General features: G+C 28.7%; 18 protein-coding genes. 2 read left to right on the top strand and 16 right to left on the bottom strand.

The features are described 5' to 3' along the window. Positions 1 to 30 precede the first annotated feature (30 nt). Complete coding sequence (locus L6653_RS06590) at positions 31 to 1,536, top strand: PTS transporter subunit EIIC (RefSeq protein ID WP_236786078.1); 1,506 nt, start codon at positions 31 to 33, stop codon at positions 1,534 to 1,536. A 24-nt stretch (positions 1,537 to 1,560) separates the two neighbouring features. Here the strand turns inward: L6653_RS06590 and L6653_RS06585 are convergent, their stop codons facing one another. The 14 genes from L6653_RS06585 to L6653_RS06520 all read right to left on the bottom strand — a co-directional run bounded on the left by L6653_RS06585 (position 1,561) and on the right by L6653_RS06520 (position 13,090). Next, on the bottom strand, positions 1,561 to 1,800 hold the full coding sequence (locus L6653_RS06585) for a hypothetical protein (RefSeq protein ID WP_236786075.1): 240 nt from the start codon (positions 1,798 to 1,800) through the stop codon (positions 1,561 to 1,563). A 407-nt stretch (positions 1,801 to 2,207) separates the two neighbouring features. Beyond that, positions 2,208 to 2,438 carry a glutaredoxin family protein gene (locus L6653_RS06580; protein WP_049690234.1) on the bottom strand — a complete coding sequence of 77 codons (231 nt, stop codon included), beginning with the start codon at positions 2,436 to 2,438 and terminating at the stop codon, positions 2,208 to 2,210. 77 nt (positions 2,439 to 2,515) lie between these two features. Beyond that, entirely contained in the window at positions 2,516 to 3,364 is an 849-nt protein-coding gene (rsmA, locus tag L6653_RS06575; protein ID WP_236786074.1) for a 16S rRNA (adenine(1518)-N(6)/adenine(1519)-N(6))-dimethyltransferase RsmA, read from the bottom strand. Beyond that, entirely contained in the window at positions 3,361 to 3,891 is a 531-nt protein-coding gene (gene rnmV, locus L6653_RS06570) for a ribonuclease M5 (protein ID WP_236786072.1), read from the bottom strand. Before rnmV ends, rsmA begins: the two co-directional genes overlap by 4 nt. A 5-nt stretch (positions 3,892 to 3,896) precedes the next feature. Then, positions 3,897 to 4,661: a TatD family hydrolase gene (locus L6653_RS06565; RefSeq protein WP_236786070.1), complete on the bottom strand. Its 765-nt coding sequence runs from the start codon at positions 4,659 to 4,661 to the stop codon at positions 3,897 to 3,899. After that, complete coding sequence (metG, locus tag L6653_RS06560; protein WP_236786068.1) at positions 4,661 to 6,601, bottom strand: methionine--tRNA ligase; 1,941 nt, start codon at positions 6,599 to 6,601, stop codon at positions 4,661 to 4,663. Before metG ends, L6653_RS06565 begins: the two co-directional genes overlap by 1 nt. A 307-nt stretch (positions 6,602 to 6,908) precedes the next feature. Next, positions 6,909 to 7,118, bottom strand: a complete 210-nt coding sequence (locus tag L6653_RS06555) for a TOBE domain-containing protein (RefSeq protein WP_004839451.1) — start codon at positions 7,116 to 7,118, stop codon at positions 6,909 to 6,911. 138 nt (positions 7,119 to 7,256) lie between these two features. Further along, complete coding sequence (gene tyrS, locus L6653_RS06550) at positions 7,257 to 8,522, bottom strand: tyrosine--tRNA ligase (protein ID WP_236786066.1); 1,266 nt, start codon at positions 8,520 to 8,522, stop codon at positions 7,257 to 7,259. A 233-nt stretch (positions 8,523 to 8,755) separates the two neighbouring features. Then, complete coding sequence (locus L6653_RS06545; RefSeq protein WP_236786064.1) at positions 8,756 to 9,172, bottom strand: histidine kinase; 417 nt, start codon at positions 9,170 to 9,172, stop codon at positions 8,756 to 8,758. Between the two features lie 9 nt (positions 9,173 to 9,181). Beyond that, entirely contained in the window at positions 9,182 to 9,385 is a 204-nt protein-coding gene (locus L6653_RS06540) for a helix-turn-helix transcriptional regulator (protein ID WP_058991104.1), read from the bottom strand. Between the two features lie 535 nt (positions 9,386 to 9,920). After that, the gene (locus tag L6653_RS06535; protein WP_305854536.1) at positions 9,921 to 11,075 is read right to left on the bottom strand and encodes an iron-containing alcohol dehydrogenase; all 1,155 of its coding nucleotides are present in this window, start codon (positions 11,073 to 11,075) and stop codon (positions 9,921 to 9,923) included. Positions 11,076 to 11,314: 239 nt separating this feature from the next. Then, positions 11,315 to 11,758, bottom strand: coding sequence for an SH3 domain-containing protein (locus L6653_RS06530; protein ID WP_236786062.1), 444 nt, complete (start codon positions 11,756 to 11,758; stop codon positions 11,315 to 11,317). Between the two features lie 29 nt (positions 11,759 to 11,787). Continuing rightward, positions 11,788 to 12,450 carry a CpsD/CapB family tyrosine-protein kinase gene (locus L6653_RS06525; RefSeq protein WP_236786060.1) on the bottom strand — a complete coding sequence of 221 codons (663 nt, stop codon included), beginning with the start codon at positions 12,448 to 12,450 and terminating at the stop codon, positions 11,788 to 11,790. Between the two features lies 1 nt (position 12,451). After that, positions 12,452 to 13,090, bottom strand: a complete 639-nt coding sequence (locus L6653_RS06520) for a YveK family protein (RefSeq protein ID WP_236786058.1) — start codon at positions 13,088 to 13,090, stop codon at positions 12,452 to 12,454. 269 nt (positions 13,091 to 13,359) lie between these two features. On the opposite strand from L6653_RS06520, the gene L6653_RS06515 reads away from it, so the two are divergent. Then, positions 13,360 to 14,838, top strand: a complete 1,479-nt coding sequence (locus L6653_RS06515) for a nucleotide sugar dehydrogenase (RefSeq protein WP_236786057.1) — start codon at positions 13,360 to 13,362, stop codon at positions 14,836 to 14,838. Positions 14,839 to 14,890: 52 nt separating this feature from the next. Here L6653_RS06515 and L6653_RS06510 read toward each other — a convergent pair whose 3' ends face one another. Further along, positions 14,891 to 15,907, bottom strand: a complete 1,017-nt coding sequence (locus L6653_RS06510) for an ATP-grasp fold amidoligase family protein (protein ID WP_236786055.1) — start codon at positions 15,905 to 15,907, stop codon at positions 14,891 to 14,893. 28 nt (positions 15,908 to 15,935) lie between these two features. Beyond that, positions 15,936 to 17,453 (bottom strand): polysaccharide biosynthesis C-terminal domain-containing protein, encoded by a 1,518-nt coding sequence (locus L6653_RS06505; RefSeq protein ID WP_236786053.1) that lies wholly within the window; start codon positions 17,451 to 17,453, stop codon positions 15,936 to 15,938. Positions 17,454 to 17,465: the final 12 nt, after the last annotated feature.

Here is a 17,465-nt window from a genome sequence, read left to right as displayed (position 1 = left end):
TTGAATAAAGTAATTAGTTAAGGAGGACTTATGTTTAAATATTTACAAAAAGTCGGCAAGGCCTTTATGCTTCCTATAGCATTGCTCCCTGCCGCAGGTTTACTTTTGGGTATTGGTGGTGCTTTTTCATCACAAGCAACAATTGATGCCTATCCTTTTTTAGGAAATAGTGTTTTACAAACTATTTTTAAGGTTATGGCTGGAGCTGGAAATGTAGTTTTTGCAAATCTTGCCATGCTTTTGTGTATTGGTATTATGGTTGGTCTTGCAAACAGAGAAAAGGGAGTTGCAGCTCTTGCTGGTGCTGTTGGATTTTTGGTAATGAATGCAACTATAGAAACTCTTCTTTCAATTTTTAATCCTGATGGAGATCCAATTGATACAGGAGTTGTTGGTGCTTTGGTTATTGGACTTATTGCAGTTTATCTTCATAATAATTATTACAATATCCAATTACCACAAGTTCTAGGATTTTTTGGTGGATCAAGATTTGTTCCAATTATTACATCTTTTGTCGCAATTATTGTTGGTATATTTTTCTTTATAGTTTGGCCACCATTTCAACGCCTTTTGATTTCTGCTGGACAATCCATTGCAAAACTTGGCGTTTTCGGAACATTTTTATATGGAATGCTTATGAGATTGTCTGGAGCTGTTGGACTTCACCACATGATTTATCCAATGTTTTGGTATACAGAACTTGGTGGAGTAGAAATGGTTGCAGGACAACAAATCGCTGGAGCTCAAAAAATATTTTTTGCTCAATTAGCTGATCCAAATCACGTTGGATTATTTACAGAAGGAACAAGATTTTTTGCAGGAAGATTTTCAACAATGATGTTTGGTTTGCCTGCAGCAGCCCTTGCCATGTACAAAAATGCAAAAGAAGAAAATAAGAAAAAATTAAAAGGATTATTCTTGGGAGTTGCTTTAACTTCATTTATAACTGGAATTACTGAACCTCTTGAATATATGTTCCTTTTCGTTCAACCACTCTTATATGTTTTCCACGCATTTTTGGATGGTTTATCATTTATGATTGCTGATTTGTTAAATATAAATATAGGAAACACCTTCTCAGGTGGTGTAATTGACTTTATTTTATTTGGTGTTTTACAAGGAAACGAAAAAACTCACTGGTTGTTACAAATTCCATTTGGATTAATCTGGGCAGCCCTTTATTACTTCTCATTCTCTTTCTTAATAAAGAAATTTAATATAATGACACCAGGAAGAGGCGACGATGAAGTTGTTGAAGAAAAAGAAGTTAAAAAAGATTCCGATTCAAACATACACGAAGAAGCTCTTGTAATCTTAGATGCCCTTGGCGGAAGTGAAAATATAATTGATGTTGACGCTTGTATAACAAGACTTAGGGTAAATTTAAAAGATCCAAAAATTGTTGATAAAAATATTTTAAAACAAACAGGAGCAACCGGAGTCCTTGATGTTCCAGGAGGAGTTCAAGTAATCTATGGAGCAAAGGCAGTGCTATACAAAAACGAAATTAATGAAATACTTGGAGTAGTTGATTAAATTTTTGTAAATTTAAATAAAAATTTAAAAATAACCCATCTCGAGCAGATAATTATGCCTTGACTTGGCATAATTATCCCTAAAAATTAGTGGGAGAGCACGGAAAAGTTTTCGAAGAAAACTGGTTTTAGTGGTCGAGAGATCTATTTTGTTAGATATTTCTATATATTTAATAAGTTTTGAGATTTCTCTTTTGCCGAGGTGGGTTTTTCTGTGCTTTTTATACCTGAAGTTTTTATTTAATTTTGGCCTAATTTTATCCATGAGACCTCTCGACTTCGCTCGAGGTGGGTATCTTCTTTCTTTATTTTAATGCTAAAGATTCTATTTGATTTTGGATTGATTTTTTCAATGAAATCTACCCTCTAGATTGGGATGGTAAATAATTTTATTTAGATTTTATCTAAAGTTTTATTTAATTTCAATTTGTCTATCACTTGGTCTTGTAACTTTATATTTTATTCAATCTTGAAATTTTTTTAATTTTAACTTGCTACTTGCTAATTTTAAAAAAATTTAAATAAGTAATAATTAATTTCGTAGTAATTAAGAAAATAAAAAAAATAACCCATCTCGAGCGTTAGTCGAGAGATCTCTTTGGTTAAATATTTCTAATAACTTAAGTAATATTGAGATTTCTCCTTGCTCGGATGGGTTTTTACTTTTTTATTTTATAATCCTAATTTTTCGTCTACAACTTCTTTATTAAAGCCTACAATGTCTTCTCCGTCTATGTTTATTACTGGAACTCCTCTGTGGCCTTTTTCTACTAGGTAGTCGATTGCACTTCTATCTTCGTCTACGTTTTTTTCTTCAAAATCTATATTATTTTCTTTCAAATAATTTTTTGCTGCCTTGCAGTGTGGGCATGTATTTGATGTGTAAACTGTTACTTTTTTCATTTTTTCTCCAATCTTTTTTCTTATAAATCTATTTTTCTAACAAGATTATTATACTCAATTGATAATCTCTTTCAATTTTATACCTTTATTTTTTCATATTCATTTGCTATTTTTATAAAATCATCAAGGGAAAGATTTTCTGCTCTTAGATTTTCTTTTAGGGACAAGATTTCAAAAATTTCTTTTAAATCTTCTTTTTCAATCACGCTTGATAGGGAATTTAGGATAGTTTTTCTTCTTTTATTAAAACCTGCTCTTACTATGTTAAATAGGGTATTTGTATCAACATTTTCATCATAAAGTCTCAAATTTAATTTTAAAACTTGGGAATCTATTTTTGGTTGGGGCATAAAAACTGATTTTGGAACCTTAAATTGGCCTGTAATTTCTGAATAATATTTAATAAAAACTGAAAGTGATGAATAATCTTTGCTTTTTTCATCTGCCTTCATCCTATCTGCCACTTCTTTTTGAACCATAATGGTCATATCCTTACAAGGAAGATCTTCTTCAAATAATTTTTCAATTATTGGGGTTGTTATATAGTATGGCAAATTTGAAACGACCTTGAAATCTTCCCCAGAAAAATTTTCTTTTACAATTTTTTTAAGATTAGTTTTTAAAATATCTGCATTTATTATGTCGACATTTGGAAATTCTCCCAAATTGTCATTTAAAATCGGAATAAGGGTCCTATCTATTTCTATTACAACAAGTTTTTTGCAAGTTTTTGCCATTTCTTGGCTAATCGTTCCAATTCCTGGTCCAATTTCTAAAATATTTTCGCCAGAAACTTCTGATAAATCTATAATTTTATCTACAAAATTTTTGTCTACCAAAAAATTTTGACCCAAAGATTTTGTGAATTTAAAACCATAAAGGTCTTGGATTAATTTTATTGTTTTTGGTGAATATAATTTTTTCATAATTTTTCAACCGCACTTTCAAATTCTTCTCGGCTTATTCCAAAGGAATTTAGTTTTGATAAAAGTTGCTTGGAATTAAAATATCCTATGGATAGAATATCGCCAAGTTTTTCTCTTCTGTTTCTGCTGTCATTTGTAAGGGTAAGATCATTGTCCAAAAGGTCTTTCATAGTAAATTCTTCTCTTTTTTCACTTTTTGTTGCATGGGCATTTTTTAAAGCTTCGATTATATCTTCTTTTGAGGCGTTTTCTACTCCCAAATCTCCCTTTTTGATTGCTTTTTTCCTATCAAGATAGGCGTGCTTGGCGTTTGGAATTTCTTTGGAAATTTTTGCCCTGATTTTTTTTCCTGCAAAATCTGGATCAGTAAAAATTATTATTCCACATCTTTTGTCAATTTCTTTTAATTTTTCAATTAAATCTTTTCCAAAAGCAAGGCCATTTGTCGCTATAAGCTCGCAATCAACTGCTGATTTAATATTTGTTATATCGTCTTTTCCTTCAACTACTATTGTTTCTTTTATCATACTACCTACTTTATATTAAAAAATTCCATGGCATTTTTGCTTGTTCTTTTTGCAAGTTTTGATAATTTCATCCCACGAAGATTTGAAATTTCTCTTGCAACTTCCACAATTTTTCTCGGATCATTTCTCATCCCCCTGTAAGGTTCTGGGGAAAGGTATGGGGAATCTGTTTCAAGCATGAGCCTATCTAAATCTACATTTATGGCTGCATTTTTCTCATTTTCTGCATTTTTAAAAGTTACAACTCCCCCGATTGAAATGTAATATCCTCTTTTCATACATTCCATAAGATGAATATATGAATAGGCAAAACAGTGAATTTGGACTTTTAAATCTGGATAATCTTTTAAAATTTCCAAACAATCGTCAATCGAATCTCTGGAATGAATTACAACTGGAAGATTTAATTTTCTTGCAAGATCTAATTGCTTAATAAAAATTTCTTTTTGCTCATCCTTGTTGTCATCTTGCCAATAATAATCAAGACCAATTTCCCCAATAGCTACAACCTTAGGATCTTTTGCCAAATTTTCTAATTTTTCTATATCTCCCTCTTTAAAAGAATCTATATTTTGAGGATGAAAACCAACTTGGGCAAATAAATTGTCATATTTTTTTGAAATATTTAAAACATCTCTTGAATCTTCTAAATCGCAAGCTGACATTATCACATATTTTACGGCAAAATTAGACAGATCCTTTATAAGAAAAGATCTGTCCTCATTAAAATCATCACTCGTTAAATGGGCGTGTGAATCTATTAATTTCATTAAGAAATCACCGTACCTGGTTTGCAGTCTTTGATTGTTGTAAGTAAAACTGCATCGTCTCCTGCAGCAAGAAGCATTCCTTCTGATAAAATCCCTCTCATTTTTACAGGTTTTAGGTTTTTAATTATTACGATATTTTTTCCAACTAGGTCTTCTTTATTGTAGAATTCTTTTATACTTGAAACAATTGTCCTAGTTTCACTTCCAATATCAACTTTAAAAACAAGAAGTCTATCGGCATCTGGATGGTCGTTTACTTCCAAAATTTTACCTACAACAAGGTCAAGTTTGTCAAAATCATCAATTTTAATTTGTGCTTTTGATTGGATTTCCTCTTCTTTTTCTTCTTCCTTTTTAACTCCAAGTCTTTCTTCAATTAATTTATTATTTAAAGCATGAAGTTTTTCAAGTTCTTTTTCTGTATCAAGTCTATTAAATAAGTTTTCACCCTTACTTACTTTTGTTCCTTCTTTAATTAGGCCAAATTCTTTTGCAGATTCAAAACCTTGGTTTTCTACACCCAATTGTTTTAAAATTTCTTTTGTTGTATTTCTCATAACAGTTTCAAGCATTTGGGCAACAATTCTTAAAGATTCAGCAAGATTGTATAAAACTGTATTTAATCTTTCATATTTTTCTTCACGACCCAAAATCCATGGCTCAGTTTGGTCAACATACTTATTTGATCTTCTTACAAGATTCCACAAAGATTCCAATGCCTCATTAAATTTAAATTCATCCATTAATTTTGTGAAATCATCATAAGTTTTATGGCAAAGATTGATTAAATCTTCATCGTACTCGTCAGTTTCAGTACCTTTTTTAATTATTCCATCATTATATTTTGAAATCATTGAAACAGTTCTTGAAAGTAAATTTCCCAAATCATTTACCAAATCAGAATTGTACCTATCCATAAATTTCTTTGAAAGGAAGTTTCCATCAGCTCCAAAATTAAATTCACGAAGTAGGAAATATTTCAAAGAATCAGTTCCATATAATTCCACAAGTGGTTCTGGATACATAATATTACCTTTGGATTTACTCATCTTGTCATTGTCAAACAAAATCCAACCATGGGCAAAAACTTTTCTAGGAAGTGGAATATCTAAAGCCATCAAAAGTGCTGGCCAAATTATTGTATGAAATCTTACAATATCTTTTCCAATTAAATGAACACCTGCTGGCCAATATTTATTGAATTTTTCCATGTCATGACCATAACCAATAGCTGTCAAATAACAAGATAGGGCATCAATCCAAACATAAACAACATGCTCGTTGTCAAAAGGAACATCAACTCCCCAATCAAAAGTATTTCTAGAAACAGAAAGATCATCAAGACCCTTGTTGATAAAGTTATTCAACATTTCATTTTGCCTAAATTTAGGCTCAAGAAATTCAGTATGGTCTTTGAAAAGTTCTTTTAATTTATCAGTATATTTTGAAAGTCTGAAAAAATATGATTCTTCCAAATGATGATCAACTGCCCTACCACAATCTGGACAATTTCCCTCATCAAGTTGGCTTTCAGTAAAATAAGATTCGCAAGATTCGCAATAATATCCATCATATTTTCCCTTATAAATATCTCCCTTGTCATAAAGATATTGGAAAATATTTTTTACATTTTCTTCATGTTTTGGATCGGTTGACCTAATAAATGAATCATAATCAATATCAAGTTTTTTAAGCAAAACTTTTGTTTCTCCTGCAATTCTATCAACAAATTCTTGAGGCTTAGATCCATGAGAAAGAGCTGCATTCATTATTTTTTGACCGTGTTCGTCAGTTCCAGTTGTAAGATAAGCATCAAATCCCCTGAGTGCCTTATATCTTTTCAAAACATCAGCAATAACTGAAGTATAAACATTACCAATATGAAGGTTGCTATTTGGATAATATATTGGCGTTGTTATATAATAAGCATTTTTATCCATAAATTCTCCTTTTTAAAATTAATAAAACTAAATTTCTTTTTATATATACCTATATTATAGCGTTTTTGTCCATTTTTTCCAATTTAAAATATATAAGAAAAAATTGGCAAAATATAGGACAGAATTTGAAATTAAAATTGTAAAAAAATTTATAAAAAAATATAAACTTTAAAATTAGAAAAAAATATTGGATTCAATTAGAAAATTATAAAATAAAAAAACAGAGTAAGCTTTAATGCTCACTCTGGTATTAGATCAAATTTGGTTTGCTTATTAGAAAACCAAGTTTATCCTTATTTATTATTTATTAGTCAACAGCTACCATAACATTGCTTGCTTTAATTACTGCGTAAGCTTCTTTGCCTTCTTCAAGACCAAGTTCCTTAATAGCGTTGTTTGTAATAGATGATGTGATTATGGTTCCGTTTCCTATATCGATTTTAACAATTCCATTAACTGCACCTTCAACAACTTCTACTACTTTTCCTTTTATTGTATTTCTAGCTGAAATTTTCATAATATTCTCCTTAAATTTTATTTTCCAAAATATTATACCCAAAATTTCCTGATATAAAATTTTTCAAAAAATGCAACTGGCTTAATTTTATTTTAAAATAAAATATTATATAAACTTATATTCATCTAAGCTCTATTCTTATTTTATTGTAACTTTGTGGAAGGTTTTTTTGCCTTTTTTTACTATTATTTTTCCATCTTCAAACAAATCTTCATTGATTTCAAATCTTGGGTCGGTTATTTTTTCATCGTTTACACTTACTCCGCCGCCCTTTACTGAATCTCTTGCTTGAGAATTTGATTTTGTTAAGCCTAATTTTGTCAAAAGTGTCAAAATTCCCATTGGAAGCTCTTCTTTTTCAATTTCTGTTGTTGGCATTGCTGACTCATCTCCAGCACCAGAAAATAGGGCTTTTGAAGCTTCTAGGGCTTCTTTTGCTTTTTCTTCACCATGAATTAATTTTGTAATTTCATATGCCAAAACTTCTTTTGCATGATTTATTTCTTTTGCATCTTTTCCATTTCCGAGTTTTCTACATTCTTCTGTTGGAAGGAAAGTTAGCATCAAGAGGAATTTTTCTACATCCCTGTCGTCAACATTTCTCATGTATTGGAAAAGTTCGTAGGCTGAAGTTTTTTCTTCATCAAGCCAAACAGCTCCCTTTTGACTTTTGCCCATTTTCACTCCATCAGCAGTTGTCAAAAGTTTAAAAGTCATTCCATAAACTTTTTCATCTTCTTTTTTTCTAATTAAATCATAACCACCGATAATGTTTGACCATTGGTCAGATCCTCCGATTTGAAGGGTGCAGTTGTGTCTTCTGTATAATTCTAGAAAATCGTAAGATTGTAAAAGCATGTAGGAAAATTCAAAAAATGTAAGACCCTTGTCCATCCTATTTTTGTAGGCATCTTTTTTTAGCATTTCATTTACAAGGAAATTTGATCCAACATCCCTTAAAAAATCTACAAAAGGAAGATTTAATAACCAATCTCCATTATTTACCATTATAGCCTTGTCGCCGGAATCTTCTCCTTCATTCTCAAATTCCAAAAATCTTTGAAATTGCTTGTAAAAACAATTGGCATTATGGTCGATTCTTTCCTTGGTCATTACCATTCTCATGTCACTTCTTCCAGAAGGATCCCCAATCATTGTAGTTCCTCCACCAAGAAGAGCAATTGGTCTGTGACCATAATTTTGCATTCTCATCATAACCATAATTTGGATAAGGTGACCAACTGTCAAAGAATCTGCAGTTGCATCAAATCCACAATAAAAAGTTAATTTTTCATTTTTTAATTTTTCAGCTAATTCTTCCTCATCAGTAGAAGCCTCAAAATATCCACGATCTTTTAACTCATCAAATACATTATCATATTCTTTTTCGTATTGAAATTTCATTTTTTTCTCCTTTATTTTTAAGTACAAAAAAAGAGTATAAGAAGGCATCTTAATGCGGTACCACTTCTTTTTATACTCCACGCTTTCACTAAGTAGAAAGCCAACCTTGGACAAAGAATTTTGTAATTTCAAAAAAATTATCCCAAATTTTTCCTACTGTAAATCCTATAAGTCCTATTTACTTAAAATTAATTATACAATATTGCTTGATTATTTCAAATTTTTCAAAAAATTTATAATCTATGCCAAGATTTTTCCTTTAAATTTTCAAAATTTTTCCTATTATCAACATCCATTTTCCCATCAAAAGTAATCTCATAAGAAATATTTTTGACCAAATGAGGAAATTTTATAAAAGCTCTTCTATATTCTTCAACGATTTCAAAAACTTCAATTTCATCCCAAGGCATAAGAATAAAATCGTCCTTAGTAGAATTTGAAACTTCCTTTTCATAAATTCCCTTTTCATTAAAATACAAAAGAAAAGTCCTTGAAGAATCTACTGTGTTATACAAATTACTAAAAAGTAATTTCAAAAATCCCTTGCCAGTTGAATTATGTTTAGTAGCAAATAAATACGAATCAGTATTTTTGAATTTTTCATTTATTTTTTCCCTAAATTCATTCACATCATTAAATAAAAATCCCATTTCCTCTCCTTATTTAAAAATAAAAACCTCTTTAATATCCTTGTCCAAAACCTTGCAAATTTTGTAGGCAGTTTCAAGACTTGGACTTATGGTGTTATTTTCATAAGCCATAATCGACCTTCTTTTAAGTCCAACCATTTTAGCAAGTTTATGCTGAGAAAGCCCCTTTTCTTTCCTAAATTCCCTAATTTTATTTTCAATTTCCACTTCCATACAAAAACCTTTAGTTACATTTTTAGTACATTTTTTGTTACATTTATAGTACCATAATAATAAATTTTTGTAAAATTTTTAAAAAAATATAATTTTAATAGATAAAAAAATTATAGGTCATTGATAAGGTAAAATAATATCCAAAAAAACAAAATAGATCTCTCCACGCACTCCACTTCGTTTCGCTTGGTCGAGATGGATTTATACTCTATACTTTTATACTCCGAATAAATTTAAATCAAATTTTTATATATAAATTATAGTGTTATTTAAAGTTCAGTCTATAAAAGTTCTACAAAAATAAACAAATTATCTTGGATAATATTATAGTTTTTTTGAAACTTTAGTAATTAAAATAATCCAATCATCACCCATCTCGAGCCTGTCGAGAGATCTCTTTTATTAATTTTATCCAACTATTTACCAAATCCTTTAGAAAAAATTCTAAACTAAAGAAAAAAACAGGAACTTTCGCTCCTGTTTTTGCTAATCGATTTATATTTTTTAGTAATTATAATTTTTAAAAATTATTTTCTTAGAAATCTATTTTTTTACCGTAATATGCAGCTTCATAGATTTTCTTAATATCTTCTGGTGAAGTTTCTCTTGGGTTTGTAAGTGTACAAGCATCTTTAAATGCATTTTCACTCATTTTATCCAAAACTTCTAAGAATTTATCTTCTTCTATTACAGTATTTTTACCGTCTTTAATATTAGCTGTAAGTCCTACAGACGCATTTAATTTTCTAATTTCTTCTGCTATATCATCAATTCCTAGAATTTTTTCTAATTTATCATAACTATCTGTTGATTTTCTATTGTAATCAATGATATATGGAAGCATAATTGCATTTGCTTCTCCGTGTGTTAGGTGGAAAATTCCTCCAATTTTGTGAGCCATTGAGTGAACTATTCCTAGTGAAGCATTTGAAAATGCCATTCCTGCAAGGGTTGATGCGTCGTGCATTTTTTCTCTTGCATCCATATCTTCTCCATTATCATAAGCTTTTTTAAGATTTCCAAAAACAAGCTCGATTGCTCTGATTGCAAGTGGTGATGTGTAATCGTCTGCTGCTGTTGAAACGAAAGCCTCAACTGCGTGAGTCATAACATCCATTCCTGTTTGAGCTGTAATTCTTGGTGGCATTTTGCTTGCTATAACTGGATCACAAATTGCCACATCTGGAACAAAATCTGCGTGAACTAATGGATATTTGATTTCTTTTTCTGTATCAGTAATTACAGAAAATGCTGTTATTTCTGAAGCAGTTCCTGATGTTGATGGAATACAAGCCATTTTTGCCTTTGTTCTTAGTGGTGGATTGTCAAAAGCTGCCAATTTTTCAAAACTATATCCAGGATGTTCATAGAAAATCCACATAGCCTTTGCAGCATCCATTGCAGAACCTCCACCAATTGGAATTATCCAATCAGGTCCAAACTCTTCCATTTTCTTGCCGCCTTCAAGGCAAGTTTTTACAGAAGGATCAGGTTCAACCCCATCAAGAATCATAACTTCCATACCAGCTTCTTCCAAATATTTTTTAGCTTGGTCCAAAAAACCAAATTTTTTCATAGAATGTCCACCAGTAACAAGAACAGCTTTTTTTCCCTCAAGATTTTTAAGATATTCAAGACTGTCCACACCGTGAACAATAGTTCTAGGAACTTGGAATGTTGTAATAGTCATTTTTTTCTCCTTTTAAATTATATTTGTTAATCTTTTGTCACTATTATTATATGAGTTTGTTTATCCTTGTCAACATTATTTTTATCATAAAGGCTTTTATTGTTATATAAATAACATTTTTGTATTTATTACAATAATTAGATACTTAAGTTAAACTTTTCAAAAATAATTTATTCTTGCAATAAAATTCTAAATAATAAAAAAGCCAAATCCACAAAGAATTTGACTTAACTAATAATTTATTCAATTTCTTTTAAAAAACTTCTTTTTACATAGCCTTTATTACCATTATAAGAAATTTTAGACCATTTTTTCCCATCAACATTAACGTTTTTAATTATTTCAACCTTTGTGTTTTTTGGTATTTTTCCTATAATATTATCCTCATCTTCAAGTGGATCTTTTCTAAATTCAATATCTTTTTTTGTAGCAAATCCCTTGGAAATTTCTAGGTTTGAATCTTTTTTTTCTTTTTCATCAACATTAGGAATTTCATCAATACCTTGTTTAAGCAACTTAGTTAAATTTTCAAGTTGCTCTTCTTCTGAATTATCATAAGAAAAATCACTATCAAAAATTGTATCTACTTCAACATTTTTACTTTGATATTTTTCTTTTTTTGCCTTACATGAACTTAAGCTAATAAGGATTACAAGTAAGCAAATAATCTTTTTAAATTTCATTTTTCCTCCAAAATTCAAAGATTTTTGAATTATTTGTTAAAATATCCTTTATAAATATTCTTATCTATCTTAGCATGTGTCATAATCATTCCAATTATATTCGCATTTACCTTTTTTAAATTTTCAACAGCCTTATCAAGCTCTTCTTTTTTTGTATCATTGTATTTAAAGGATAAAATTATGCCATCACAATAAGTTGAAACAATTGCACCATCAGCCAATAAGTCAACTGGAGGAACATTTATAAAGATGTAATCGAATTTTTCTGATAAATCTTTAATTATATTTTTTACTTTACTTGAATCTAAGATTTCTGTTGGATTATTAGGTTTTTGACCTGAAAGCAAAATAGAAAGATTTTCTTGATTTTTATCTTTTATTAAGATTTCATTTATATTATTGTTATCATAAAAGAAATCTGTTAAGCCGATATTTTTATCAAGTTTCAACAAATTATCTAATTTTGGCATCCTTAAGTCAAAATCTAATAGTACAACTTTTAGTCCATCACTTGCAAAAGATTTTGCAATATCATATAAGGCCTTTGTATTTTTCTCATTAGGCTTTGATGATGTCATTCCAATAATCTTATAGTTTTTATATTCTTTATTGTACTTTAAGTTTGTTTTTATAGAATAAATTGACTCATCATAAAAAGATGAATTACTTAAATATTCATTTTTTTCTTTCATCCTATTCTCCTTTTAATTCTTCTGGAATAATCCCAATTATTGGTAAATCATAGTAACTTTCTATTTCTTTTGCACTTTTTATTCTAGAATCCTTAAATTCATTAATCAATACATATATGGCTCCAATAAAAAATCCAAGGAACATACCAAGTCCTGTATATTTTTTTACATTTGGAGATGTCGGTTTTTTAGGCACTTTTGCCTTATCAGAAATCAAGACTTTCTTTTTACTAAGCTTGCCAATAGAATTTGTTAATTCTACAGCGGTTTGATTTGCAATATCAGCCGCTCTTTCTGGTATAGAATCTGTTACTTTAATATTTATTATTCTAGAACCTGAGTCTGGCTCAACTAAAATTTTACTTGATAGTTCTTCACTTGTTATATCTAAATCTAATTTTTTTATTATATCACTTGTAAATTCATTTGACTTAGATAATTTTGCATAAGTTGAGCTACTACTACTATCTGTACTTTTTGCTACCATAATCATTGTATCCGCTTCGTAAGTAGGTGCTATAACAAATTTACTTAAAAGAAAAAATACAATTCCAAAAACAAAAGTAAATATAATTACCTTTCTTATATTTTTTATGATATTTTTTAAAACTTCTAATATATCTATTTCATTCTCGTACATTCAACGTCTCCTTAAAATATATATGAAAATATTATAATTCTTATTATAAAATCTCGCTACTCTATAGTTTATAATAATTTCGACTTAATATCAATATATTTATCCAGTATTAATATAATAGAAATGAACTAGAGAGAACCTATGTTATTATAAATATCTTTTTTATCTCATTTTATGGCATAATTAAATTATTTGTTATTTAAATTGACATAACAAGATAAAATTGATAATATTATTATACAATTTATAAAAAAGAAAATGGAGAATGTATGAAAAAATTATCTATTGAAAAAATGGCTAAGACTGTTGCTGATAAAAGAAAAGAAAAAAATATTACTCAAACTAAGCTTGCTGATCTTACTGGTATTAACAGGACTATGATTAGTCGTCTTGAATCCCTCGACTACACTCCTTCTATTGATCAACTTCAAAAGCTTGGTGAGGTTTTGGATTTTGATGTTGTTGATTTGTTTGTTGAGGAGAAAAGGGAAGTTAGGAAGGATTTTTTGGATAAGAAATATAATATTGCTGTTGCTGGTACGGGCTATGTTGGGCTTTCTATTGCTACTTTGTTGTCTCAACACAACCATGTCACTGCTGTTGATATTATTAATGAGAAGGTTGATTTGATTAATGATAGAAAATCTCCTATCCAAGATGAATATATTGAAAAATATCTTGAGGAAAAAGATCTTGATTTGACTGCTACTCTTGATGGTGAGGCTGCTTATAGGGATGCTGATTTTGTTGTTATTGCTGCTCCTACTAATTATGATTCTAAGAAGAACTTTTTTGATTGTTCTGCTGTTGAATCTGTTATTGAATTGGTTTTAAGAGTTAATCCTTCTGCTACTATGATTATTAAGTCTACTATTCCTGTTGGTTATACTAAATCTATTAGGGAGAAATATAATACTAAAAATATCATTTTTTCTCCTGAATTTTTGAGGGAATCTAAGGCCTTATATGATAATCTTTATCCTTCTAGAATTATTGTTTCTTGTGATGATGAAAGTCGTGATAAGGCTGAAATTTTTGCTCATCTTTTACAAGAGGGTGCTATTAAGGAAGATATTGATACTTTGTTTATGGGATTTACTGAGGCTGAGGCTGTAAAACTTTTTGCTAATACTTATCTTGCTCTTAGGGTTTCTTATTTTAATGAGCTTGATACTTATGCTGAAAGCAAAGATTTAAATACTGAAGAGATTATCAATGGTGTTTGTCTTGATCCAAGAATTGGTTCTCATTACAACAACCCTTCTTTTGGTTATGGTGGCTATTGTCTTCCAAAAGATACCAAACAACTTCTTGCAAATTTTGATAAGGTTCCTCAAAATATGATTTCTGCTATTGTTGATTCTAATAGGACTAGAAAGGATTTTATTGCTGATCAAGTTTTAAATATAGCTGGATATTATGATTATAATAGTATTGATCAATATCAACCAGAAAATGAAAAAGAATGCGTGATTGGAGTTTACAGACTTACAATGAAGTCAAATTCTGATAACTTCCGACAATCTTCAATCCAAGGTGTTATGAAAAGAATCAAAGCAAAGGGTGCAAAAGTAATAATATATGAACCAACATTAAAAGATGGTGATACTTTTTTTGGATCTGAAGTTGTAAATAACTTAAAAAAATTCAAAAAAATGAGCCAAGCAATTATTGCAAATAGATATAACAACTGCTTGGATGATGTAATAGATAAAGTTTATACTAGAGATATTTTTAAGAGAGATTAAAATCAAAAAAGCTATCATTGTTAATTCAATAATAGCTTTTTTAATATTTTTCCTATTCTTTTAAATCACTCATTATTTTATTTATTTCCTCAATATCCAATCTTTTTTCATAAGGCAATCTAAGCAATTTCCCTACTAAAAGTTGAGATTTTTTTCCCTTCCATTCATCAAAACCATTTGCTGGTGTAAATGTTAATTCACCAAAATAAATTTTTCCATCAATTTCATATAAATCTACTCTTACATATATAAAATCTTCAGACAAAATCTTGGAAATTTCAATCATTTTTTCTAATTTTTCAGGTGAATTAGGGGTTATTTCATGATTCAAAGCTGAGTCAGAGTCCATAACAATATTTAACTTATTCCACTTCGTATCAAACCATGATTCACGATAAGAGTGATTTTTTCTATCAGATATATACTCAACAATAAGAGGCTTTCCATTGAAGCAATGAATTTTATAATCAGCTACACTTGGACCAGCCATGTCTAGAAGTTTTTCGCAAATTATCTTTCTTTCTATATCCAAATAATGGATTTCCATTCCTGCAAATCCGTATGGAAGTTTTTGCCAAGAATCCATTGATTTTTTTAAATCTTCATAGTCAATATTTTTTTTGTCTTTAATTATTTTATACCTTGCAGAACCTGTAGTTGATTTGAAAATCATTTTATCTGGTAATTTTGAAAAATCAATATCTTCAAATTTGTTCCAACATCCTAATAATGGAATTAGATATTCTTTTCTTATTTTTTCTTCAACAAAACCACGAACAGCATATTTATCCGCACATATTGTTTTTAATTTTGTAGCATCATTAATTTTAAGCCATTGGATTTTTTCATTAAAAGTTTTAGGATTTTCTAATGGATTTCTATCACTTAAACTTCTATACTTATACCAATCTATAAGTTCATCTTCAAAATCTTCTTTTTTAAGTTTTGAATAATATCTTTCATATAAAAAATTGTAAACATCAAATTTAATTAAGCCAAATTTACTAAGAGCTTGTTTTATAATTCCAATAAAACCAAACCTTCTTACATAGTATTCAAATTTATTCATACTTCCCCCGTAATTAATTAAAAATAAGTTAACTATTTATAGATTTTCTTTTTAAAATTGATTTAGATATTTTTAATACTTCTATTAATTTATTACGATAAAAAATCATATTTATAATAAATGTTAATAAGGATGTAAAAATAAAAACAATTATTGCATTTACAAACCAATATACATAAGAAGTATTTTGGAAAATAAATATCTTATTTGCAAAAATAGCTGTTAAAAATATTATAACTGCCAATTCTAAAATTTTTCTTAAACTTTTAATAACATTAACTTTTAATATTCTTTTATTAGCATAATAAATAAATTCAGATGTCCTTATTACCATAGCTACAATTGTCCCAATTGCTACACCAACAATACCATATCTTCTAACTAAAATTACAGAAATTATAATATTTGTTAAACACTCAATCCAAGCTCCATTTCTAGTTTCTTTAAAATGACCAGCAGCATAAACCAAGGTTAAATAAGGTAGTCTAATCGCCCACAAACACTCACTAATAACTAACAAAATACCAAACAATGGCCTAATATAATTAGCGTCATTAATATTTGAAGTATAAATTTTTACAAAAGGCAAAATTAAAACTATAGAACAAGCAAATAAAACAGTACAAATCATAAAATAAATTATTTCATAAAGTTCAAATTTATTTCGTAAATTTTCTGTTTCTTTTTTACTTATCATATCACCAAAAGAAGCATCTAAACCAGATGAAAAAGCTGTTATCAATGCCTTAATTCCTTTTACAATTAACATATAAACAGAATAAACAGAAACTTCTGATAGTGTGCTAAAAATAGATAATACAGTGATATCTGTATTAGTGTGAACAACATAAGCAATATGTTGAGCAAGTCCATCCCACTTATTTTTTATAACATAATTCTTGTCAGCTTTTTTAAAATCTAAATTGAATCTTCTCTTAACATACAAACTCTGAGCAATAGGTCTTAAAACAAAAATTAAACTTATACTTAGTTTTAATATATGAACTGATACATTTAATTTTGCCATTATTATAGCAGCGATTATGGCAAGAATATATGTACCAATTTGAATAATTGAAATTACATAAGTTTCTTGATTAGCCTGTAAAAAAATTGTATAAATCATTCCAAAAAAATACTCAGAAAAAATACTTATCGAAATTATTATAATTAACGAAGATACATATAAAGTACTTTTTGAAGTCTTTATAATATTAGGATAAGCAAAAGTTAAAACTATTATGTATATTATAAAAATGCCGGCAATAGTTCTAAAGAATTTTTCAGTAGCATATAAAATATCTATAATTTTTTTATTGTCTTTTTTTGAAATAGGATCATATAATATTGACTTTACAACTGGTCCAACACCAGATTCAAGTAAGCTTATATAGGCCAAAAATTGAGTTACAGATGAAATTAATCCATTTACATTCGAACCATACTTACTCATTATAATTTTTGGCAAAACAAAACCATAAACAAATATAAAAACTTGTAGTATTAAATTTGTTAATACATTTAAAAATGCTTTTTTACTTCTCATTTATACTTTCCT

Origin of the sequence: Anaerococcus ihuae, from assembly GCF_928368155.1 — a bacterium.
Taxonomy (GTDB): Bacteria; Bacillota; Clostridia; order Tissierellales; family Peptoniphilaceae; genus Anaerococcus; species Anaerococcus ihuae.
This window is presented reverse-complemented; position numbering and strand designations above follow the sequence as displayed.